Raw genomic sequence first — 22,727 nt, forward strand, 5'->3', positions numbered from 1 at the left:
GCCTAGACAGTGCGGTCGTGGCGGAATTGGTAGACGCGCAGCGTTGAGGTCGCTGTGGGGTAACTCCCGTGGAAGTTCGAGTCTTCTCGACCGCACCACTCTTCTCCGGAAGGGTATAAAATCCGGCCAAAGCCTTAACGAGGCCAGGCGATTTAAGGGATTTTTACTCCCCGCTTTCTCTCATAGAGAACGCCTTTTGCAAAGGACCGTGTCGCAACCGGGTTGTGTACGGGAATATGACCTTTTCATGCATTTTCAAAGGATTGCACGAAGGGTGAGCACGGGTTCTGTCCTGTCTTCAAAGCAGTCTTGCGTTTGCGGCTCCCACTCACCGATCTGACTTTCATAGCTTTTGAAAGCACGATGTGAGTGCTCGCCGCCATTGTTTGCATTTCCACAACCGTGTGGTTTGAAATCTGCGCGTGGCATCGCCCAGAAGACAGGGGGCCGGGCTGAACGATCACGCCGTTGCTGGGTGCAGAGGGGGCGGTTCAGGGCTTGCGGCGCAGCTCGTGACGCAGCACCAAAGCGGCGCCGAGTGCGACCACGGCGGCCAGCGCGAACCATGTGAGCGCATAGCTCAGATGCGCGTTGCGGAAGCTCACCACGGTCTGCCCGCCACGCGGCCAGCCGGTTGGGGCCGTGAGCTCCTGATCGACAAAATACGGCGCGGCTTGATCAAAGTCCTTGGCCGAGGTGATCGAGGCGATGTCGCGGCGATACCATTTGCCATTTGCCGGATCGTTGTCTTGCGAGAACAGCCAGCCCTTGTCCTCAGTGATGCGGAGAAGACCGGTGACGGAGGTCTCGCCTTCGACATGGGTGAAGTCGCCCGAGAGGGCGTGGTCCTGCGGGACGACGCCGCGGTTGATCATCACAATGGTGCCATCCGCCAATTGCAGCGGCGTCAGCACCCACATCCCGGGGCCGAAATCCGATGGCGTGTAGATCAGCACCTCGTCGTCGTTGAGGAAACTGCCGGTGAGGGTCACGCGGGTGTATTCGTCTGTCTCGCGGGTGATCGCAGGCCAAAGGTCCGGGCCGGGGGCAGGGACGGGGGCGGCATGGATGCGGGCCTCGACCCGCTCAATCAGGTCGAGCTTCCAGTGCAGACGCTGCACCTGCCAGATTCCGAGGCTCATGAAACCGGTGATGCCGAGGGCGGCGAGGATCAGGACGATGAGAAGGCGCAGGCGCATGAAGGGTCCCCTTGATAGCAAGCCGGGGCCACGCGGGCCCCGGCGAAAGTTTATGTCAGAGAAGATCAGCCCTGCTGGGACTGAAGGCTCTTCATCTGTTCGAGCTGCTGCTCCATGTCGTGTTTCGGCATCATGTTCTCGTTCATGTTGTGCATGACCCAGAGCGAGCCTGCCAGAACGATGAACAGGATGATCACGGCGAGCAGGGTCGCCATGAAGGTGCTGCCCTCTTCCGAGGAGGTGTTCAGATGCAGGAAGAACACCAGATGCACGATGATCTGCACGGCGGCAAAGGCCATGATGATGCCGATCAGCGTGGTGCGGCTCATCTCCACCTCGCCCATGACGAGACCGAAGGGCACGATGGTCAGGATCGCGGCCAGCGCGAAACCGATCATCAGTTGCGACATGGTGCCGTGGCCGGAGCCGTGGTCGTCATGCCCGTGATCGTGCCCGTGTGCGGAATGCGTATCGTGACCCATCAGACCAACCTCACCAGATAGACAAAGGAGAAGACACCGATCCACACGAGATCGAGGAAGTGCCAGAACATCGACAGCGCACCGAGGCGGCGCATGTTTGCCGTGCCCAGACCGTGCTTCGCGATCTGCACCATCAGGGTGACGAGCCAGATGATCCCGCCCGTCACGTGCAACCCGTGGGTGCCGACGAGGGCGAAGAAGGACGACAGGAAGGCCGACCGGCTCGGACCCGCGCCGATGTGGATCAGGTGATTGAACTCATAGAGTTCCATCGCGATGAAGCCCGCACCGAACAGGCCGGTGATCGCCAGCCACATCAGCGTGCCGCTCTGGTCCTTCTTGTCGGCGCGCAGCATGGCGAGACCGAAGGTGATCGAGGAGATCAGCAGCAGTGCGGTTTCGATGGCCACGAAGCCCGCTTCGAACAGATCCTTCGGGCCGGGTCCGCCAGCAAAACTGCCGCCGAGAACCGCGTAGGTGGCGAAGAGCGATCCGAAAATGATGCAGTCGCTCATCAGGTAGATCCAGAACCCGATGGGGGTGGGGCTCTGGTGGTGAACGTCGTGGTCGACGACGCTCACACTTGCGGGGGCGGAGTGGCTCATGCCGCTGCTCCTTTTGCTTCCGTCGCGCTCACTTCCTCAGCGGGAATGTAGTAGTCGCGTTTGTAGTTGAAGGTGTGGAAAATCCCGAGGCCGATCATGCCTAGGAAGGCGAGGATCGCGAGCCACCAGATGTACCAGACCATGGCAAAGCCGAACACCAGCGCCACACCGGCGATCAGCACACCGAAGGCGGTGCCTTTCGGCATGTGGATCGGTTTGTAACCGGTGGTCGGCCAGGTGAAGCCCTGTTGCTTCATCGTCCAGAACGCCTCGCGCCCGGTGATCTGAAGATCGAACGGGAAGTTATACGGCGCGGGCGGGGACTGGGTCGCCCATTCCAGTGTGCGCGCATCCCACGGATCGGTGCCACAGGCGAGCTGTTTGCGATCGCGGATCGAGACGTAGAAGTTGATGAAGGTCGAGACGATGCCCAGAAGGATCAGCACCGCACCGAAGGCCGCGACGATGAAATAGGGCTGCCAGCCCGCATCCGGGTATGTGGCGGTCCGGCGGGTCACACCCATCAGGCCAAGCGCATAGAGCGGCATGAAGGCGACATAGAAACCGGTGAACCAGAACCAGAAGCTGCGGCGACCCCATTTGTCGTTCATGCGGAAGCCGAAGGCTTTCGGCCACCAGTAGGAGACCGCCGCATAGACCGCAAACACCACGCCGCCGATGATCACGTTATGGAAGTGCGCAATCAGGAAGAGCGTGTTGTGAAGCTGGAAGTCGACCGGCGGCACGGCCAGCAGCACACCCGTCATCCCACCGATGGTGAAGGTGATCAGGAAGCCAATGGTCCAGAGCATCGGAACCTCGAGCCGCACGCGGCCCTTGTACATGGTGAAGAGCCAGTTGAAGATCTTCACACCGGTCGGCACGGCGATGATCATCGTGGTGATGCCGAAGAAGGTGTTGACGTTGGCGCCCGAGCCCATGGTGAAGAAGTGGTGCAGCCACACCACGAAGGACAGCACCATGATGCAGGCGGTGGCCCAGACCATCGTCTTGTAGCCGAAGATCGGTTTGCCGGAGAAGGTCGACACGATTTCCGAGAACACGCCGAAGCAGGGGATGATGAGGATATAGACCTCGGGGTGACCCCAGATCCAGATCAGGTTGATATACATCATCGCGTTGCCACCAAAGTCGTTGGTGAAGAAGCGGAAGTCGAAATAGCGGTCGAGCGTCAGCAGCGACAGGGTGGCGGTCAGCACCGGGAAGGCCACGACGATCAGCACGTTGGTGATCAGCGTCGTCCAGGTGAAGATCGGCATGTCCATGAGCTTCATGCCCGGCGCACGCATCTTGAGCACGGTGGCGATCATGTTGATGCCCGAAAGCGTCGTCCCGACCCCTGCGATCTGTAGCGCCCAGAGGTAGTAATCCATCCCCGGTCCGGTACTGTAACTTGCCCCCGACAGAGGTGGGAAGGCCAGCCAGCCGACCCGGGCGAATTCCCCTACGAAGAGCGAGATATTCACCAGAAGCGCGCCCGACACCGTCATCCAGAACGAGAAGTTGTTCAGGAACGGAAAGGCCACGTCGCGCGCGCCGATCTGCATCGGCATGACATAGTTCATGATCCCGGTGATGAACACCATGGCCACGAAGAAGATCATGATCACGCCGTGGGCGGTGAACACCTGATCGAAGTGGTGCGGCGGCAGATAACCTTCGGCCCCGCCTGCGGCCATCGCCTGTTGCGCCCGCATCATCAGCGCGTCGGCAAAGCCGCGGATCAGCATGATGAAGCCCAGCACCATATACATGATGCCGATCTTCTTGTGGTCGACCGTGGTGACCCAGTCCCGCCACAGCGGCAGCCAAAGCTTGAAATAGGTCATCAGCGCCAGCACGACGAGCCCGCCAAGGGCCACGCCTGCGAAGGTCGCGATGAGGATCGGTTCGTGATAGGGGATCCAGTCGAGCGTCAGACGCCCGAAGATCGGCGAGAACGTCTCGGCCGGTTGCACGTATCCGTCAGCCATTGTTTTTAGTCTCCGTGCTCAGATAGCCGCTGATGATTTCCGGGCCGCAGATCGCCGCCGGGTCGTTGAAGAAGGCTTCGTGGAAGGCTTCGAGATCCGGGGTCGGCAGCTCCGGCAGTTCAACCGGGTTGCCGAAGCCGTCGATGGTGCGGGCACGGTCGTAGCTATAGGCATTCGCTGCCGGGATACCCTCGAGGCCACCGCCGCCAAGCTCGTCCTGCATCATCATGTGACCCATGCAGACCTTGCCCTCTTCGACGCACATCTCGACGACGCGGTCGAACAGGCCGTCTTCGACGGAGGCATAGTAGCTCACGGGAGCGTCGATGGTCGGTTTCTCGAGCGCCAGATAGCTCGCACGGGTCAGCGCCGCACCTTCGGTTTTGGCTTTCTCGATCCAGGCGTCAAAATCTTCGTCCGTCATCGAGAGCGTGTCGAAATGCATCTGCGAGAACCCGGGGCCGGAGTAATGCGCGGAACGACCGAAGAAGGTGCCGGTGTTGTCCGCGATCAGGTGCAGTTTGGTTTCCATGCCGGTCATCGAATAGACCATGCCGCCCAGAGCCGGGATCGACAGGGTGTTCATCACCGTCGAGGAGGTCAGACGGAAATTGATCGGACGGCCTTCCGGGATCGCCAGCTCGTTGACCGAGGCCACGCCGTATTCCGGGTAGATGAACAGCCATTTCCAGTCGAGCGACACCGCCTGAACCTCGACCGGTTCGCCCGCATTCAGGTGATCGAGCGAGCGGTAGGGGTCGAGCCGGTGGGTGTAGACATAGGTCAGCCACCCCAGCGCGATGATGATCAGGATCGGAATGCCCCAGACCGCGACCTCGATCTTGGTCGAATGTTCGAAGGTCGGATCGTAATCGGACTGGTCGTCACGATCGGCGCGGTACTTCAGCGGGAAGTACACGGCCATGATCAGCACCGGGACGATCACGATGAGCATGAGAGCCGTCGCGATCAAAAGCAGGTTGCGTTCCTGTCCCGCCACCCAGCCCTGGGGCGACAGAACGTCGTACTGGCACCCGGAAAGCGCAAATGCGCCGGCCAGTGCCAACAGTATTTTCGTTGATGTGTGCAATGCGTGCGTGCCTCTTGATGAGCTTTTCCGGACACGGCGGCGGGTCGGAAACCCGGGGCCGGGCGCGGTTGCGACATCCGCTAACGCGGCGCTGCGGCATAGTGCTCTGTGTCATTCTGTCGCATGGTCGTAAAACTTGGTTTTTCAAGCCGATCCTCACGTATTTGTGACATCGGCTAAAAGGTACATATTTAATTTATGTTTATTTGTGCGCTTCTGTTGCGCTTTCGGTTGAAATCGAGTCGCTTGCGCGGATTCGCACGCTTTCGTGATGTGTCACAAGAATTTGCTCTCACATCTTGCCCCGCGCCCCGCGGCTGTCCTATGACACGGCAAAACGCATCCCAAGGATGCAACGCACATATCAAAGGCATCATGACATGAGGACGCAGACGATCACCGATCCGACGCTTACGCAGGCTATGAGCGACCCCCGACCGGCCCGGCCGGGCGATTACATCGTTCTTCTGAAACCGCGGGTGATGTCGCTAGTGGTGTTCACGGCGCTTGTCGGCCTGCTTGTGGCGCCCGTGCCGATGGACCCGATCCGCGGCGCGCTTTCGATCCTCTGCATCGCGCTGGGCGGCGGCGCCTCCGGCGCGCTCAACATGTGGTGGGATGCCGATATCGACGCCAAGATGCACCGCACCGCCAATCGTCCGATCCCGGCAGGGCGGGTGAATGCGCATGAGGCGCTGATCCTTGGGCTGGTGCTCTCCGTGCTCTCCGTCGGCGTGCTGTCGCTGGTGGCCAATCCGGTCGCAGGCGCACTTCTGGCCTTCACCATCTTCTTCTATGTCGTGATCTATTCGGTGCTCCTGAAACGCGCGACGCCGCAGAACATCGTGATCGGCGGGGCCTCCGGTGCGCTGCCGCCGATGATCGGCTGGGCCTGCGCCACAGGCGGCATCTCCGTCGACAGCCTTCTGATGTTCGCGCTGATCTTCATGTGGACGCCGCCGCATTTCTGGGCCTTGGCGCTGTTCGTGAAATCCGATTACGGCCGCGCGGGCGTGCCGATGCTGACCGAAACCCATGGTCGCCCCTCAACGCGCCGCCATATCCTCGGCTATACGCTGGTGCTGATCCCGACCTCTCTGGCGCTGGGTCTCACCTCCATCGGCGGGCCGGTTTATCTGGCTGTGGCGGGCGTGCTGAACCTGCGCTTTCTGATCGGCGCATGGGCGGTGTTCCGGCGCACGGAAGACGAGGCCGAAGCCGACAACCAGCGCGCCGAGCGGCGGTTGTTCCGCCTTTCGCTCAGCTATCTCTTCCTGCATTTCTGTGCGCTTCTGGTCGAAGCCCTGCTGCACGCACAGGGTCTCAGCGGCTGGTAAAGCCGATCAGCGCGGCCCGCGCTGTGCCTTGACGGCGGCGAGGAAGGGCCGGGCCCAGACCTCGTCCGGCGTGACATCGGAATTCTCCGCCGCCAGATCGGCCAAAATCTTGCGATACTCGACCGTCATCCGGTCCGCACGGGTGTGCATTTCGGTCTGGATGTCGAGGGGAAACTCCGGTCTGACGCCCGAGAGCAATTCCTTGTCCTCCGCCTGAATGCGCCGGTCCAAGGCCACAATGCCTGCGATCTTTTCCTGATCCGGATCGTCATTGCGGGCGATGAATTGGCAAAACAGTGTGTGGCTGTCATCCACCGGCGTCGCGGTCTTGTAGAGCACATGCCGGAGCCCGTTTTCATACTCCATCACGTCCTTGTACATGAAAGGCTGCACCAGCTTCGAATTGGTCACGCGGATGGTGTAATCCCCCGTCAGCCCGGTGTTCTTGCGCAGCGCCTCGGTGACGCGGGCGCGGTAGCCGATCCGGGCCGAAAGATCGTGCCCGTCGCGGTTTATCTCGAAACTCTCGAACTGCGAGGCGTTGCTGTCGCCGATGGTGTTGCGGTGGGTCCATGCGACGTGGGAAATGTCGAGCGCATTGTCGATCACCCGCTGCGCGGAGGTGTCCCACAACTCCATCATCTCGTGAATGAGGGTAAACCCGTCCTGCTCCAATTCCTGCTCCAATTCTGGCAGCGTCGGAATATCCTCGCGCGGCATGCCGACACACATCCAGATCAGCCCGTATTTCTCATCGACCAGCATCGGCAGCGTCCGTGCGCGCGGCGGGATCGGTTTGTCCGGATCGTTCTGCGGAATGCGGGTACAGGCGCCCGAGCCGTCGAAGGCCCAGCCCTGCGACAGGCGCGCGGCGCGGTGCGGTGCGGGCATTCGTCGATGGCACAGGCCACCTTGCCGCCCGCCATATCACGTAATTGTCGCTCAAAAGCCGCACCGCTTTTGGCGCGTCGGTCAGATCGGCGCTATAGGCGACCGGATACCAATAGTCGCGCAGGGCGGGGATTTCGCTGACATACATGGTCGTGTCCTCTCTGAGTTCGGGTTAGGCGCGGCGGAAGGGCTTGCCGACATCGGCGGGGCCGGAGGCGCGTCCGACAAAGGTTGCAAGCGCCACCAGCGCAAGAATATACGGCAGGGCAAACAGAAGATCATGCGGCAGATCGTCGGTGAAGATCTGCGCCCGAAGTGCGGCCGCATCGGCAAGACCAAAGCCCAGACAGACGAGGAAGGCCGACCCCACCCGCCATTTGCCAAAGACCATGGCGGCGAGCGCCAGAAACCCGCGCCCCTGTGTCATCGAGGCCTGAAACAGATCGAGCGTCACGATCGACAGGTACGCCCCGCCAAGCGCCGCCAAAACGCCCGAGAGCGTGACGGCGATGAAGCGCACACGGGTGACGTCGATCCCGGCGGCATCGGCGGCCACGGCGCTTTCGCCACAAGCACGCAGCCGCAGCCCCATATCGGTGCGCATCAACATCCACCAGACGAGAAACACGAGGCCAAAGGCGCAGATGTCGATAAAGGAAAACTCCGCCAGAAGCGGTCCGATCAGGGGCAGGTCGCTGACCAAAGGCAGGGGCGGCGTCGGCACTTTCGGCACGCTCGGCGTGGTGCCGTCTATGGCCCTGGAGTGCCCCCATTCGGTGCTCCAGTTTGATTGTTAGTGCATCGTGGGTCTCGGGTCCATCGGGACGAGGCTTTCCGGGGCGGGTGGACGGTATCCCAAGGCGCTATGGGGCCTGATGGTGTTGTAATGGATGCGCCATTGTTCGATCAGTATCCGCGCTTCTCTGAGCGAATAGAAGATTTCACCGTTGAGCAATTCCTCCCGGAAACGGGAGTTGAAGCTTTCGCAGTAGCCGTTTTCCCATGGCGATCCTGGCTCAATACAGGCGGTTTTGGCACCGACAGCTGAGATCCACTCCCGGACCTTCCTGGCAATGAACTCCGGACCATTATCGCTGCGAATATATTCCGGTGGTCCACGCAAGATGAACAGGTCTGTCAGAGCCTCCAGAACATCGGATGAGTTGAGTTTACGATCGACACGGATCATGAGCGCCTCCCTTGTGTATTCGTCAATTATATTGAGCGTGCGATAAGCCCTCCCGTCGTGCGTCCGGTCCTGAACGAAATCATAGGACCAGACATGGTTCGGGCGCTCCGGACGCAACCGGATACAGGAGCCATCATTCATCCAGAGACGCCCCTTCTTTCTTTGCTTCTGTGGAACTTTCAGCCCTTCGCGCCGCCAGATCCGCTCAACCCGTTTGTGGTTCACGTGCCAGCCCGCATTGTTCAGCAGACCGGTGACCATTCGATAACCGTAGCGCCCATATTGGCGTGTCAGCTCGATGACATCCTCAGTCAGCCGCTCCTCGTCCGGGCGACCTTGTGGAACCGTGCGCTCGGTGGATCGGTTTTGACCAAGCCTGCGGCAGGCGCGGCGTTCAGATACGCCAAGCTCCAGCCGCACATGGTCAATGCATTTCCGGCGGCGCGAAGGGCTTAGAAGTTTCCCTTTGCTGCCTCAGTCAAAATCAGCTTGTCCAGAGTGAGATCGGACACCGCGCGTCGCAATCTCTGGTTCTCCTTCTCAAGCTCCTTGAGCCGCTTCAGTTGATCACGGCCCATGCCGCCATAGTTCTTGCGCCAGCGATAGTAGGTTTGCTGTGTCACCCCGATCTGGCGCTCGGCATCTGCGATCGTCATACTTTGTCCCTGTAAAACCTCGACTTGTCGTAGTTTCAATACGATATCTTCGGGCTTCTCGCGTTTGCCAGCCATATGCTGATCCTCCAAGTTGCGGGATAATCATATCCCAGTTGGTGGACCACTTTCAGGGGGCTATTCCAGGGCGGGCGGCTCTGCGCCAGATGACCGGGGAGGCCCGCGCGCGCGGCGAGGAGGTCAGGATCGTGACCACGGCTTCGGGGCGCAAACCCGCGCCCGCGGAGCTGATCGCCGAGTTGGAGGGGCAGGGCGCGGAGGTTCTGTTTCTGACCGGGGACTTGGGCGACGCCGAAGTAGCGCGCGACATTGCGGCGAAATCTCTGGCCTTCCTTGGCGGGCTTGATGTGTTCGTCTCGAACGCCGGTGCGGGCAAACCCGCGCCGCTGGCCGAGCAGTCGCTTGCGGAATGGGACCGGATGTTCAATCTCAACGTCCGCTCGACCTTCGTTCTGGCGCAGGCGTTTTACCCGGCGTTGAAAGAGTCCCAAGGCAATATCGTCGTCGTCGCCTCCATGTCGGGCATGCAGGCGCATCTCGGGCAGGCGGCCTATGCGCCCGCCAAGGCCGCGGTGATTTCGCTCGTTGAAAACCTCGCGATGGAATGGGCACCCGATGGCATCCGGGTCAATGCGGTGGCGCCGGGGATGATCCGCACGCCTTTGACCGCGATGATCTACGAGAAGGAGGGCCTTGAGGAAGCGCGCTCGAAACGCGTGCCTTTGGGCCGCGTGGGCAAGCCCGAAGACATCGCCGCCGTGATCGCCTTTCTCGCCTCCGACGGCGCGGGCTATATCACCGGCCAGACCATCCTCGCCGATGGCGGCGTCTCGGCGACCGGGCTTAATCATCTGCCAAGCTGACATCTTCCAAGCCGGGGGCCTTCTCTGCTAGGAGGGGGTCACAAGATGTGCGGAGGACGAAAATGCAGGGCTGGGGCGGTTTTATCGCGGCGTTCATCGTTTTTTTTCTCTCGCACGGCCTGCCGGTGCGCCCACCGGTGAAGCCATGGCTCGTGGCGCGGATCGGTGCGCGCGGCTTCACATGGCTTTATTCGGCGCTCTCTCTTGCGGTGCTCACGTGGCTGATCGTCGCCGCCGGGCGCGCGCCGTTCATTGCGCTCTGGTCCGGGCCTGAGGCGCTGCGCCACATCGCGCTCACGGTGATGCTCGGGGTCTGCCTGATCCTCGCTTTCACCCTCGGACGCCCCAATCCCTTTTCCTTCGGCGGTCTGCACAACGACCGTTTCGACCCGGCGCAACCGGGGATCGTGCGCCTTAGCCGCCATCCGCTTTTGCTGGCCTTGGCGCTCTGGGGGGGCGCGCATCTTCTGGTGAATGGCGATCTGGCGCATGTCATCCTGTTCGGCGCTTTTGCCGCCTTCGCAGGCCTTGGCGGGCGGATGATCACCCGGCGCAAGCGGCGCGAGATGGGGGTGGAATACGACCGTCTCTGGACCGCAACCCGCGCCGCACCTTTGCATCTGTCCCCGATACCCGGCACCGGGCTGCGCCTCGCGGTGGCTCTGCTGCTTTATGCCGCGCTGATCATGCTTCATGGACCTGTGATCGGCATCAGCCCCTTGCCCTGACGGCAGGCCCCGGAGCCCGGGCGGGAAATCGCGCGGTTCCACAAAACTGTCACGCTTGCGCTCTAGGAAGGGGGCGTGTGGGGCCATCACACTCATGAGAGGAAATTGCGTAAAACTCTGGCATGTTTAGCGCGTTTCACGATAGGGGTGCTGCAGTGCAGCCAAAAACGGGAACTGTGCCTTGCCACAGGAATTAATAGAGTTTTAGCTGTAGATAAACGATTGTTCTTCTGTCTGAGTTCGAAAACCTCTCTACTTGCATAAGGTGACACATGGCGCGAAAAGACCGCACATCCTCCGAGTTCCGCGATGCCCTTCTCAAGCATCTCACCTACACGATGGGGAAAGACCCGGAGCATGCGCAGTTTTTCGACTGGCGTATGGCCCTGTCCCACGCGATCCGCGACCGGATGGTCGACCATTGGGTCGCCTCGACGCGCAAGACCTATGAGCAGGACGGCAAGCGGGTTTACTATCTCTCGATGGAATTCCTGATCGGGCGCCTGCTCGAAGACGGCATCGTCAACCTCGAGATGGTCGAAGAGGTCAAGGAGGCGCTCGATCATTTCGGCATGGACATGCGCACCATCCTCAACGACGAACCGGACGCGGCGCTGGGCAACGGCGGTCTCGGTCGTCTGGCCGCCTGTTTCCTCGACAGCCTCTCGACCATCGGCTGCCCCGCCATGGGCTATGGCATCCGCTACGAGAACGGTCTGTTCAAACAGAGCTTCGTCGATGGCCGTCAGGTCGAGAGCCCGGAAACCTGGTTGCAGGAACCGCATCCCTGGGAATTCGAGCGCCCGGAAGTGCGCTTCACCTTGGGCTTTGGCGGTGATGTGATTTACGAGAACGGCAAGACGCTCTGGCGGCCCGCCGAGCTCATTCAGGCCGAGGCCTTCGATACGCCGATCATCGGCTGGAAGGGCAAGTGGGCCAACACGCTCAGGCTTTGGGCCGGGCGCGCGGTCGATCCGTTCGATCTCGGTCTCTTCAACTCCGGCGATTTCGCCGCCGCCGCGGAACACGAGGCGCTGGCACGGACGATCTCCCGCGTGCTTTACCCCGAGGACAGCAACGAGGCGGGCAAGGAGCTGCGGCTCAAACAGGAGTTCTTCTTCTCCGCCGCCTCGATCCGCGACATCCTGCGCCGCTTCGACAGCCAGCACGACGACATTCGCATGTTGCCGAAAAAGGTCGCGATCCAGCTCAACGACACTCACCCGGCCATCGCCGGGCCGGAATTGCTGCGCATCCTGCACGACGAGCGCGGGCTGTCCTTCGAGGACGCGCTTGAGATCGTGCACGGCTGCATGAACTACACCAACCACACGCTTTTGCCGGAGGCTCTGGAGCGCTGGGACGAACGCCTGTTCGGACGCCTGCTGCCGCGGCACCTGCAAATCATCGACCGCATCGACGACGCCCATTACAAAGCCCATCCGCAGCGCACGCTCTCGGCGCGCTCGGACGGTCAGGTCAAGATGGGCGAGCTGTCCTTCATCGTCGCCAACCGTGTCAACGGCGTCTCGGCACTGCATACCGATCTGATGAAACAGACCGTGTTCAAGGAGCTGCACACGCTGCACCCGAACCGCATCGTCAACCAGACCAATGGCGTGACGCCGCGCCGCTGGCTGCACAATTGCAACCCGGGCCTGTCGCGGCTGATCACCGACACCATTGGCGACGGCTGGGTCGACGATCTCGAACAGCTCGTGAAACTCGAACCTTCGATCAAGGACAAATCCTGGATCAAGCGGTTCGAGACGGTCAAATCCGACAACAAACAGGCGCTCGCAACCTATGTGGCTCAGACCCATGGCGTGAAGCTCAATACCGAAGCGATGTTCGACATCCAGATCAAGCGGATGCACGAATACAAGCGTCAGCACCTCAACATCCTCGAAGCCATCGCCCATTGGCAGGAGATCAGGGACAACCCGAACGGCGACTGGACGCCGCGGGTCAAGATCTTCGCGGGCAAGGCGGCGCAGGGCTACCATTTCGCCAAGGACATCATTCGTCTGATCAACGACGTGGCCAAGCTGGTGAATGCCGATCACGCCACGCGCGATTATCTTCAGGTGATCTTCCTGCCGAACTACAACGTCACGCTCGCCGAACGGCTGATCCCGGCCGCCGATCTGTCGGAACAGATCTCGACCGCGGGCAAGGAAGCCTCCGGCACCGGCAACATGAAATTCGCGCTGAACGGCGCGCTCACCGTCGGCACGCTCGACGGCGCCAATGTCGAGATTCGCGAACATGTCGGCGAGGAGAATTTCTTCCTCTTCGGCATGCTCGCCGACGAGGTGATGCAGCGCCGGATGATGCACGATCACGCGCAAAAGGCGATCGCCGCCGATCCGCGTCTCGCGCGGGCTCTGAACGCGCTGCGCGACGGCACGTTCAGCCCCGAAGATCCGGGCCGTTATACCCATATCGCCGATAATTTGACCTGGTCCGATTATTTCCTGGTCTGTTCCGATTTCACCGACTACTGGCGCGCCCAACGCGAGGTCGATGCGGCCTACAGGAACCCGGACAAGTGGGCCGAAATGGCGGCTTTGAACGTGGCGCGGTCGGGCTGGTTCTCCTCTGATCGCACAATTCGCGGGTACATGTGCGATATTTGGGGAGCTGAGAGCCTTCTTGCCTAAAAATCAAAGAGTTGATCAGGCCTGAGAATCTCCTAAGCTCCCCCTAACTAAAGGAAATCGTATATGTCCCCGCTGATCGAGAACGACTTCGCAGACCCCAAGGTCCTGACCCAAATCTGCGAGGGACGTTTCGATGATCCTTTCGCCATCCTCGGTCCGCACAAGATCGGTCGCGTGCGTCATGTCACCGTCTACGATCCCGGTGCGGAGGCGATGGTGGCGCTCTCCGGCGGCAAACGCTATCCGCTCGGTCGGGTCGAGGGGTTCAAGGGCCTGTTCCACGGCAAGGTTACGGGTGCCAAACCCTACCTGCTCGAAGGCACCTGCGGCCAAGAGGTCTGGAAGGTCGACGATGCCTACCGCTTCGGGCCGGTGCTGGGCGAGATCGACGAATACCTCCTGGGCGAGGGCACGCACCACCACATCTGGAAGGCGCTCGGCGCGCATGTGATGGAGCACGAGGGCACCAAGGGCACGCATTTCGCGGTCTGGGCCCCCAATGCGCGGCGCGTGTCTCTGGTAGGCGATTTCAACGCCTGGGACGGACGGCGCCATGTCATGCGCCGTCGTGGCGCGACCGGCGTCTGGGAAATTTTCATGCCGCAACTCGGCGAGGGCACCGCCTATAAATTCGAGGTGATGGGGGCCTATGGCGACGTCCGGCTCAAGGCCGACCCGGTCGGTTTCGGCGCACAACACCCGCCGGAAACCGCCTCCATGGTGCGCGACATCTCCGGCTATGGCTGGTCCGACAAGGCCTGGATCGACACCCGCGTGAAATTGCAGGGCCGCGATCAGCCGATCTCGATCTACGAGGTGCAACTCGGCTCCTGGCGGCACAAGGAAGGCGGGCGGCCCATTTCCTACAAGGAAGCCGCCGTCGAGCTGGTGGATTATGCCAAAGAGATGGGCTTCACCCATATCGAGCTGATGCCAATCTCCGAATACCCGTTCGACGGCTCCTGGGGCTATCAGCCGGTCGGCATGTTCGCGCCGACCATCCGCTTCGGTCCGCCGCACGAATTCCGCGATCTGGTCAACGCCGCGCATAAGGCGGGGCTGGGCGTGTTGCTCGACTGGGTGCCGGGACATTTCCCGACCGACAGCCATGGTCTGGCGCATTTCGACGGCACGGCGCTCTATGAGCACGCCGATCCGCGCGAAGGGTTCCATCAGGACTGGAACACGCTGATCTACAATTACGGTCGCACCGAGGTCGCCAACTTCCTGACCTCCAATGCGCTCTACTGGCTCGAGGAATACCATGTCGACGGTCTGCGCGTCGATGCCGTGGCTTCGATGATCTATCGCGATTATTCCCGTGCCGAGGGGCAGTGGATTCCGAATTCCCAGGGCGGGCGGGAGAATTTCGAAGCCATCGCCATGCTGCAAGACATGAACACGCTCACCTATGGCGAAGTGCCGGGGATCATGACCGTGGCCGAGGAAAGCACCGCCTATGCGGGCGTCTCCGCGCCGGTCGACACCGGCGGTCTGGGCTTTGGCTTCAAATGGAACATGGGCTGGATGAACGACACGCTGGACTACATGTCCCGCGAGCCGATCCACCGCAAATACCACCACCACCAGATGACCTTCGGCCTGCATTACGCGTTCTCGGAGAATTTCATCCTGCCGATCAGCCATGACGAGGTGGTGCACGGCAAACAGTCCATGCTGTCGAAAATGCCCGGCAACGAATGGGAAAAATTCGCCAACCTGCGCGCCTATTACGGCTTCATGTGGGGCCATCCCGGCAAGAAACTTCTGTTCATGGGGCAGGAATTCGCCCAGTGGCAGGAATGGAACCACGAGAAGGAAATCGACTGGTCCTGTCTCGTGTATAATATGCACGAAGGGGTTCAGCGCCTCGTGCGCGATCTCAATACGCTCTACCGCGAGACGCCCGCGCTTTACGCCAAGGATTGCGAAGGCGGCGGGTTCCAGTGGATCGAGGCCAACGATGCCGAAGCCTCCGTCTACGCCTGGGTGCGCCGCGGCCAGCCGGGCGATCCCGAGGTGGTCGTCGTGTGCAATTTCACGCCGGTCGAGCGGATGCAGTACAAGCTTGGCTTCCCGTCGGAAGGCAAGTGGATCGAAGCGTTGAACAGTGACGCGGAATGTTATGGCGGCGGTGGTCGGGGCAACATGGGCGCGGCTTTGGCCAAGGCGGACGCCTGGCAGGGCCAGCCTGCGGCAGCCACAATCACCCTGCCGCCGCTTTCGACTATGATTTTTGTTAAAGACGACGCGTGATTGGAGGGCGGTCCGGATTACGGACCGGATCACGGGAAACGCACCAGAGAGGATAGACATGCCAAATTCGAGAAACAGGCTGGCACCGCGCACCATGGCGTTCGTGTTGGCTGGCGGCCGCGGTTCGCGGCTCAAGGAATTGACCAATGATCGTGTGAAACCGGCCGTTTATTTCGGCGGTAAAAACCGGATCGTCGATTTCGCCCTCTCGAATGCGCTCAATTCCGGCATCCGCAAGATGGCGATCGCGACCCAGTACAAGGCGCACTCCCTCATTCGCCACATCCAGCGTGGCTGGACCTTCTTCCGCGCCGAGCGCAACGAATTCCTCGACATCCTGCCCGCCTCGCAGCGCTACGAGGAAAGCACTTGGTATCGCGGCACCGCCGATGCCGTGGCCCAGAACATCGACATCATCGACAGCTATGACGTCGATTACATCCTGATCCTCGCGGGCGATCACATCTACAAGATGGATTACGAGGTGATGATCCGCCAGCACGTCGACACCAAGGCCGATGTCACCATCGGCTGTCTGACCGTGGACCGCAAGGAGGCCTCTGCCTTTGGGGTCATGGGCGTGGATGCGACCGACCGCATCACCACCTTCCTCGAGAAACCCGCCGATCCGCCCGCCATTCCCGGCGAGCCGACCAAGTCTCTGGCCTCGATGGGCATCTATGTCTTCAACTGGAAATTCCTGCGCGAACGCCTTCTGGAGGATATGGAAGATCCGAACTCCTCGCACGATTTCGGCAACGACCTGATCCCCGAACTGGTGAAGCTCGGAAAGGCACAGGCGCACCGTTTCACCGACAGTTGTGTGCGCCACCCGGATGCGGAGGCCTATTGGCGCGATGTGGGCACCATCGACGCTTATTGGAAGGCCAATATCGACCTCACGGATTTCACGCCGGAACTCGATCTCTGGGACCGCGAATGGCCGATCTGGACCTATTCCGAACTGACCCCTCCCGCGAAATTTATCCACGACCGCCCCGACCGCCGCGGCTCCGCCGTGAGTTCCATGGTCTCCGGCGGCTGCATCATCTCCGGGACGGAAATCCGCGAAAGCCTGCTGTTCACCGGAGTTATGACCAATTCCTATTCCTCGCTCGAACGTGCGGTGGTGCTGCCCAAGGCCAATATCGCCCGCCATTGCCAGCTCAAGAACGTGGTGATCGACCGCGGCGTGCAGGTGCCCGAGGGGCTCGTCGTCGGCGAGGACCCGGAAGTCGATGCCCGTTGGTTCCGGGTTTCTCCGGGTGGCGTGACCCTGATCACACAGGACATGCTGGACCGCAGGTCACAAGGGCTATGAGGAACATCCGATGATCAAGGTTCTGTCGGTCACGTCTGAATGCGTGCCATTGATCAAGACCGGGGGGCTCGCCGATGTGGCGGGCTCTCTGCCGTCCGCGCTGGCCTCCCACGGGGTCGAAATGCGCACGCTTCTGCCCGGCTACCGTCAGGTGCTCGCCGCCCAGCCCGAGGCCGAGACCGTGTTCGAGGTCTGGGACCTGTTCGGGGGCTTCGCCCGCATCCGCCGCGGCACGCTGGGCGAGGGCAAACACGCCACGCCGCTCTATATCCTCGACGCGCCGCATCTCTACGATCGCGACGGCAAGCCCTATAACGGCCCCGACGGCCATGACTGGTGGGACAACCCCCAGCGCTTCGCCGCCCTGTCGCTGGCCGCCGCGATGATCGCCGCCCATGGCATCGAACAATGGCATCCCGACGCGCTGCATCTGCACGACTGGCAGGCCGGTTTGACGCCCGTCTACCTGCGCGAACTCGGCGCGGCCGAGCGGGTCAAGACCCTGATGACCATTCACAACATCGCCTTTCAGGGCTGCTATGGTGCCGACATGGTCTACACTCTCGGCCTGCCGCCGCAGGGTTTTACCTCGAGCGGGTTCGAATACTGGGGGCAGGTCTCGACGCTCAAGGCCGGGATCATGGCCGCGACCAAGGTTTCGACCGTGTCCCCGACCTATGCGCGCGAGCTGATGGACGGCGCGTTCGGCATGGGGATGGAGGGCGTGCTTGCCGCCCGTGGCGCCGATTTCACCGGCATTCTTAACGGTATAGATCTCGATCTTTGGAAACCCTCCTACAAATCGCCCAAGGGCAAGGAAAAGCACAAGGCGGCGCTGCGCGAGGAGCTTGGCCTGCCCGAAAGCGACGGGCCTTTGTGTGTCGTGATCTCTCGGCTGACCGGGCAGAAGGGCTTCGATCTCCTGCTCGACGCGCTGCCGACGCTGATCGAGCGGGGCGGGCAACTGGCGCTTCTGGGCTCCGGCGAGGGCTATTTCGAAAGCGCCTTCCGCAATGCCGCGCTGAAATACGCGGGCGTTTCCGTGCGCATCGGCTATGACGAGGCCTTCGCCCGCCGTCTGATCGAGGGCGGCGATGCCATCCTCGTGCCGTCGCGTTTCGAACCCTGCGGCCTGACCCAGCTTTACGGGCTGCGCTTCGGCACCCTGCCTTTGGTGTCCTTGACCGGCGGCCTCGCCGACACGGTCATTCAGGCCAACCCCGCAGCGCTCTCCGCCGGTGTGGCGACCGGGTTGCAATTCACGCCGATCACCACCGAGGCGCTGGAGGCAGCGATCCACCGCATGTGCGATCTCTTCGCCAAGCCGAAGATCTGGCATCAGATGATGAAAAACGCCATGGCGCAGCCCGTGGGCTGGGATACCTCCGCCGAAGCCTATGCCGATCTGTTCAAGGACATGGTCGGCGCGACCCCCGAGGCAGCCCCTGAAGTGGATGAGGCGGACGCGTAACCATGAGCTCTATGACGATCCTTGGCGGTCATGCCGCGCCCCTCGGGGCCACGTTCGACGGCGAAGGCGTCAATTTCGCCGTGTTCTCCGAACATGCCCGCCGGATCACGCTCTGTCTCTTTTCGACCGACGGCCGGACCGAAACCCACCGCATCGACCTGCCGGAGCGCGACGGCGATGTCTGGCACGGCTATGTTCCGGGGCTGCGTCCCGGTCAGATGTACGGTCTGCGCGCCGATGGCCCCTATGCGCCGCACGAAGGCCACCGGTTCAACTACAACAAGCTGCTTCTCGACCCCTATGCCAAACGCCTGACGCGCCATCCCGAATGGCACGATGCGCTGATGGGCTACCGGGTCGGGCATGCCGATGTCGACCTGTCCTTCGACCGTCGCGACAGCGCACGCTACATGCCGCGCTGCGTCGTCGAGGACGTGCTTTTCGCCTGGGGCCGGGACAAGGCGCCGTGGCGTCCGACCTCGCAATCGGTGATCTACGAGGCCCATGTCAAAGGCATGACCCAGCTTCACCCCGATGTGCAGCACAAGGGCAAATTCCTTGGTCTCGCCTCCGACGCGATCCTTGATCACCTCGTGAAACTCGGCGTCACCGCGATCGAGCTTTTGCCGGTGCAGGCCTTTCTCAACGACCGTTTCCTCATCGAGAAGGGGCTGGTGAATTACTGGGGCTATCAGACGCTCGGGTTTTTCGCCCCCGATCCGCGCTACCTGTCGCATGATCAGATCGCCGAGTTCCAGCACATGGTCGCACGGCTGCATTCGGCGGGGATCGAGGTCATCATGGACGTGGTCTACAACCACTCCTGCGAGGGCAACCAGCTCGGTCCGACGCTCTCTTTCCGCGGCCTCGACAACCGAAGCTACTACCGTCTCGCCGACGATCCGCGCTATTACATCAACGACACCGGCACCGGCAACACGCTCAACATCGACCACCCGATGGTTCTGCGTATGGTTTTGGATTCGCTCAGGTATTGGGCCCAAGAGATGCATGTCGACGGCTTCCGCTTCGATCTCTGCACCACCTTGGGCCGCACCCCCTCCGGCTTCGACCGGGGGGCCTCGTTCTTCGATGCGATCCGTCAGGACCCGGTTCTGACCCGGGTGAAACTGATCGCCGAGCCTTGGGACATCGGTCCCGGCGGCTACCGGGTGGGGGGCTTTCCGCCGCCCTTCCTGGAGTGGAACGACAAGTTCCGCGATGGCGTCCGGCGCTTCTGGCGCGGCGATGCGGGCCACGTCGCCGTGCTCGCCGACCGCATCACCGGCTCGGCGCTTCAGTTCGATCATTCCGGTCGTCCCGCCACCACCTCGGTCAATTTCGTCACCGCGCACGACGGTTTCACGCTCATGGATGTGGTCAGCTACACCCAGAAGCACAACGAGGCCAATGGCGAGGGCAACCGCGACGGCCACAACGACAACGCCTCCGACAACATGGGCGTCGAGGGGCCGACCGAGGATGCGAAAATCCTTGCGGCCCGCGCCAAACGGCGGCGCAACCTGCTGGCCACGGTGATGTTCTCGCAGGGCACGCCGATGATCCTTGCGGGCGACGAGCTGGGCAATACGCAATGGGGCAACAACAACGCCTATTGTCAGGACAGCGAGATCGGCTGGATCGACTGGTCGGATTACGATGAGGATTTCCTCGATTTCGTGCGCCGCCTGATCGCGTTCCGGCGCGAACACCCGATCCTGCGGCAGAAACGCTTTCTGCATGCCCGCGAACGCATCGTCGACGGTCTCGAAGACCTGTTCTGGTGGCGCGCGGACGGGCGTCCGATGCGCGACGAGGACTGGGGCGCGCCGGATCTCAAGACGCTCTGCGCCGAGATGCGCATCGCCTCGGGGACACCGATCTACGCCCAACGCGAAGAGGCGCTTTTCCTTGTGTTCAACCGCGGTCCCGATGTCGAGGTCAAGCTGCCGGAAGCCCCCGAGGGGCGGCGCTGGCGGCTTTGGATCGACACGGGGCGGCCCGAAATTGATGGCAAGGTGATGACCCTGCCCACCGTATTTGCCGGATGTGAGACGACGCTGATGCTTGAGCTGGAGGCCTATAATGACTGACCTGAGGCTCGAACTGGCCTATGACCGCGGTATTTATGCCGAGTATTACGACCAGATGGGCGTCCATCACGTCACCACGGTCGAGACCGCCGTCGCCCTTCTGGCCGCGATGGGCATCGAGGCCGCGACCGAAGAGGCGGCGCGCGTGCATCTCGAAGAGGGCGACGGGGTTCTGCCTTGGGATGTGGTTTGCGAGGCGGGGGCCAAGCCCTTTGTCGACATTGGCGATGCGTCCTGGGAACTGATCCTCGAGACCGGCGAAGAGACCCGCGGGCAGGGTGTGGGCGCGCTGCCCGCGCTGCCTTTGGGCATCCACCGCCTGATCGCCGAATTCCCCGACGGCCCGCAGCGCATCACGCTTCTGGCCGCCCCCGCAACCATTCCGCTGCCTGCGCGCGGCTGGGGCATGACCGTACCGCTCTATGCGCTCTCCGATAAGGGCATCGGCTCTTACGGCGATCTCATGCCCGTGGTCCAAAGCCTCGGTGCGAAGGGCGCGGGCTTTGTCGGCATGAACCCGGTGCATGCCGGTTTCCCCACCGATCCCGGCCTGTTCTCGCCCTACACGCCGTCGCACCGCCGTCGTCTCAACGCGCTCTACCTCGCCACCGACACCGGGCGCGGCGGCAAGCTGATCGACTATGTCAAAGCCGGTCCGACCCGGCTCAAGAACCTGCGCAAGGTCTTCGACAAAACCACCCCGGCCCCGGCCTTTCTGGCCTATGTCGCCGCCGAGGGCCCGTCGCTCGAAACCTTCGCGCTGCATCAGGCGCTGTCGGAGATCCATGGCCCGTTCTGGTGCCATTGGCCCGCCGAATATCAGGACCCGGAGAGCGCAGCCTGCGTCGCGGCGCGCTCTGAACTCAAGGAAGAGATCCTGTTCTGGTCCTGGCTGCAATGGCAGGCCGAGGAGGCTCTGGGCGAGCTTCAGGACGAGGCGAAAGCCTCTGGCATGGCGCATGGCATCTATCTCGATCTCGCTGTCGGGACCCATCCGCATGGTGCCGAAACATGGGAGGACCGGGAGGTCTTCGCCCTGGGCGCGTCTCTGGGCGCGCCGCCCGATGCGTTTTCCGCCGAGGGGCAGAACTGGGGCCTCGCGCCGTTCAATCCGATCACGCTCCGGGACCGTGCCTATGCGCCGCTCTCTGAAACCTTCGCGCGCCAGCTCCGGGTCTCCGGCATGCTTCGGATCGACCATATTCTCGGGTTCGAGCGCACCTTCTGGGTGCCGCAACACGCGCCCGGCTCCTATGTCGCCATGCCGCGCGACGCCATGCTGGCCGTCGCCCGGATCGAGGCGGCGCGGGCGGGCGGGATCATCGTTGGTGAAGACCTCGGTAATATCCCGGACGGGCTGCGCGAGGCGCTGAGCGCGTCGGGCGTTTTGGGTTGCCGGGTGGCGATGTTCGAACGCTGGAACTGGGACGACCCGGAGTTCAAGCCCGCCGAGGCCTACGACGAGGCGGCGGTGGCCTCTTTCTCGACCCACGACCTGCCGACCTGGCTCGGTTGGCGGCAAGGCGCCGAGATCACCGCGCGGCAGAAGGCGGGCGGTCTCGACGCCGCACAAGCCGCTGAAAACAAAGCCCATCGCATCCGCGAAGTGGCCGCCATCGACCGCGTGGTCGCGGGCACGGATCAGGACGATCTGCACGACTTTCTTGCACGCACGCCGTCGCGACTTGTCGCGGTGCAAGCCGAGGTGATTCTTGATATGGTGGAGCAGCAGAACCTGCCGGGCACCACCAGCGAATATCCCAACTGGCGCATTCGGCTGCCGGGCGGGGGAGAGGCCTTGGCCTCCCATGAGAAACTTGAGCGCGTGGCCGAGATCATGCGCCGGAACGACCGTTGAAAGAGGAAGACTC

General features: G+C 62.1%; 17 protein-coding genes and 1 tRNA gene. 10 read left to right on the top strand and 8 right to left on the bottom strand.

Annotated features, from left to right (window positions below; genetic code table 11):
* Positions 1-11 precede the first annotated feature (11 nt).
* Positions 12-98 (top strand) — tRNA-Leu (locus tag V1475_RS11015).
* 393 nt (positions 99-491) lie between these two features.
* Here the strand turns inward: V1475_RS11015 and V1475_RS11020 are convergent.
* The 5 genes from V1475_RS11020 to cyoA form a co-directional block, all read right to left on the bottom strand.
* On the bottom strand, positions 492-1,199 hold the full coding sequence (locus tag V1475_RS11020) for an SURF1 family protein (RefSeq protein WP_479412777.1): 708 nt from the start codon (positions 1,197-1,199) through the stop codon (positions 492-494).
* A gap of 65 nt (positions 1,200-1,264) precedes the next feature.
* On the bottom strand, positions 1,265-1,681 hold the full coding sequence (gene cyoD / locus V1475_RS11025; RefSeq protein WP_434287826.1) for a cytochrome o ubiquinol oxidase subunit IV: 417 nt from the start codon (positions 1,679-1,681) through the stop codon (positions 1,265-1,267).
* Positions 1,681-2,286 (bottom strand): cytochrome o ubiquinol oxidase subunit III, encoded by a 606-nt coding sequence (gene cyoC, locus V1475_RS11030; protein ID WP_066711263.1) that lies wholly within the window; start codon positions 2,284-2,286, stop codon positions 1,681-1,683. Before cyoC ends, cyoD begins: the two co-directional genes overlap by 1 nt.
* On the bottom strand, positions 2,283-4,280 hold the full coding sequence (gene cyoB, locus V1475_RS11035; RefSeq protein WP_479412778.1) for a cytochrome o ubiquinol oxidase subunit I: 1,998 nt from the start codon (positions 4,278-4,280) through the stop codon (positions 2,283-2,285). The genes cyoC and cyoB overlap by 4 nt, the downstream gene beginning before the upstream one ends.
* On the bottom strand, positions 4,273-5,346 hold the full coding sequence (gene cyoA / locus V1475_RS11040; RefSeq protein WP_479412779.1) for a ubiquinol oxidase subunit II: 1,074 nt from the start codon (positions 5,344-5,346) through the stop codon (positions 4,273-4,275). The genes cyoB and cyoA overlap by 8 nt, the downstream gene beginning before the upstream one ends.
* Before the next feature lie 404 nt (positions 5,347-5,750).
* Here cyoA and cyoE point away from each other — a divergent pair, with 404 nt between their 5' ends.
* Positions 5,751-6,707: a heme o synthase gene (gene cyoE, locus V1475_RS11045; RefSeq protein WP_479412780.1), complete on the top strand. Its 957-nt coding sequence runs from the start codon at positions 5,751-5,753 to the stop codon at positions 6,705-6,707.
* 6 nt (positions 6,708-6,713) lie between these two features.
* Here cyoE and V1475_RS11050 read toward each other — a convergent pair whose 3' ends face one another.
* The 3 genes from V1475_RS11050 to V1475_RS11060 all read right to left on the bottom strand — a co-directional run bounded on the left by V1475_RS11050 (position 6,714) and on the right by V1475_RS11060 (position 9,518).
* On the bottom strand, positions 6,714-7,598 hold the full coding sequence (locus tag V1475_RS11050; protein WP_479412781.1) for a hypothetical protein: 885 nt from the start codon (positions 7,596-7,598) through the stop codon (positions 6,714-6,716).
* Between the two features lie 172 nt (positions 7,599-7,770).
* On the bottom strand, positions 7,771-8,322 hold the full coding sequence (locus V1475_RS11055; RefSeq protein WP_479412782.1) for an ABC transporter permease: 552 nt from the start codon (positions 8,320-8,322) through the stop codon (positions 7,771-7,773).
* 69 nt (positions 8,323-8,391) lie between these two features.
* Positions 8,392-9,518 (bottom strand): IS3 family transposase gene (locus tag V1475_RS11060; RefSeq protein ID WP_479412783.1). Its coding sequence is split into 2 segments (ribosomal slippage): positions 8,392-9,254 and positions 9,254-9,518, totalling 1,128 coding nucleotides; the frame shifts between segments, so codons are not numbered across the junction.
* Positions 9,519-9,607: 89 nt separating this feature from the next.
* Between V1475_RS11060 and V1475_RS11065 the strand changes: the two genes are divergently transcribed.
* The 8 genes from V1475_RS11065 (at position 9,608) to malQ (ending at position 22,714) form a co-directional block, all read left to right on the top strand.
* Positions 9,608-10,324 carry an SDR family NAD(P)-dependent oxidoreductase gene (locus tag V1475_RS11065; RefSeq protein ID WP_479412784.1) on the top strand — a complete coding sequence of 239 codons (717 nt, stop codon included), beginning with the start codon at positions 9,608-9,610 and terminating at the stop codon, positions 10,322-10,324.
* Positions 10,325-10,371: 47 nt separating this feature from the next.
* Positions 10,372-11,052 (top strand): NnrU family protein, encoded by a 681-nt coding sequence (locus V1475_RS11070; protein WP_479412785.1) that lies wholly within the window; start codon positions 10,372-10,374, stop codon positions 11,050-11,052.
* Positions 11,053-11,324: 272 nt separating this feature from the next.
* The gene (locus V1475_RS11075; RefSeq protein WP_479412786.1) at positions 11,325-13,715 is read left to right on the top strand and encodes a glycogen/starch/alpha-glucan phosphorylase; all 2,391 of its coding nucleotides are present in this window, start codon (positions 11,325-11,327) and stop codon (positions 13,713-13,715) included.
* 63 nt (positions 13,716-13,778) lie between these two features.
* Positions 13,779-15,971, top strand: a complete 2,193-nt coding sequence (gene glgB / locus V1475_RS11080) for a 1,4-alpha-glucan branching protein GlgB (protein ID WP_479412787.1) — start codon at positions 13,779-13,781, stop codon at positions 15,969-15,971.
* A 58-nt stretch (positions 15,972-16,029) separates the two neighbouring features.
* A complete protein-coding gene (glgC, locus tag V1475_RS11085) occupies positions 16,030-17,292 on the top strand; it encodes a glucose-1-phosphate adenylyltransferase (RefSeq protein WP_479412788.1) in 1,263 nt (420 codons plus the stop codon).
* A 10-nt stretch (positions 17,293-17,302) separates the two neighbouring features.
* Complete coding sequence (gene glgA / locus V1475_RS11090) at positions 17,303-18,763, top strand: glycogen synthase GlgA (RefSeq protein ID WP_479412789.1); 1,461 nt, start codon at positions 17,303-17,305, stop codon at positions 18,761-18,763.
* A gap of 2 nt (positions 18,764-18,765) precedes the next feature.
* Complete coding sequence (gene glgX, locus V1475_RS11095; protein WP_479412790.1) at positions 18,766-20,856, top strand: glycogen debranching protein GlgX; 2,091 nt, start codon at positions 18,766-18,768, stop codon at positions 20,854-20,856.
* Positions 20,849-22,714 carry a 4-alpha-glucanotransferase gene (gene malQ / locus V1475_RS11100; protein WP_479412791.1) on the top strand — a complete coding sequence of 622 codons (1,866 nt, stop codon included), beginning with the start codon at positions 20,849-20,851 and terminating at the stop codon, positions 22,712-22,714. Before glgX ends, malQ begins: the two co-directional genes overlap by 8 nt.
* Positions 22,715-22,727 lie beyond the last annotated feature (13 nt).

It is taken from the genome of Celeribacter sp. SCSIO 80838 (assembly GCF_056498065.1).

Bases quoted from the DNA above. Each gene is read 5' to 3' on its own strand.
- cyoC (WP_066711263.1), bottom strand. From the start codon at position 2,286: ATGAGCCACTCCGCCCCCGCAAGTGTGAGCGTCGTCGACCACGACGTT.
- glgX (WP_479412790.1), top strand. From the start codon at position 18,766: ATGAGCTCTATGACGATCCTTGGCGGTCATGCCGCGCCCCTCGGGGCC.
- malQ (WP_479412791.1), top strand. From the start codon at position 20,849: ATGACTGACCTGAGGCTCGAACTGGCCTATGACCGCGGTATTTATGCC.
- glgC (WP_479412788.1), top strand. From the start codon at position 16,030: ATGCCAAATTCGAGAAACAGGCTGGCACCGCGCACCATGGCGTTCGTG.
- cyoD (WP_434287826.1), bottom strand. From the start codon at position 1,681: ATGGGTCACGATACGCATTCCGCACACGGGCACGATCACGGGCATGAC.
- V1475_RS11020 (WP_479412777.1), bottom strand. From the start codon at position 1,199: ATGCGCCTGCGCCTTCTCATCGTCCTGATCCTCGCCGCCCTCGGCATC.
- V1475_RS11050 (WP_479412781.1), bottom strand. From the start codon at position 7,598: ATGCCCGCACCGCACCGCGCCGCGCGCCTGTCGCAGGGCTGGGCCTTC.
- V1475_RS11075 (WP_479412786.1), top strand. From the start codon at position 11,325: ATGGCGCGAAAAGACCGCACATCCTCCGAGTTCCGCGATGCCCTTCTC.
- glgB (WP_479412787.1), top strand. From the start codon at position 13,779: ATGTCCCCGCTGATCGAGAACGACTTCGCAGACCCCAAGGTCCTGACC.
- cyoB (WP_479412778.1), bottom strand. From the start codon at position 4,280: ATGGCTGACGGATACGTGCAACCGGCCGAGACGTTCTCGCCGATCTTC.
- cyoE (WP_479412780.1), top strand. From the start codon at position 5,751: ATGAGGACGCAGACGATCACCGATCCGACGCTTACGCAGGCTATGAGC.
- glgA (WP_479412789.1), top strand. From the start codon at position 17,303: ATGATCAAGGTTCTGTCGGTCACGTCTGAATGCGTGCCATTGATCAAG.
- V1475_RS11065 (WP_479412784.1), top strand. From the start codon at position 9,608: ATGACCGGGGAGGCCCGCGCGCGCGGCGAGGAGGTCAGGATCGTGACC.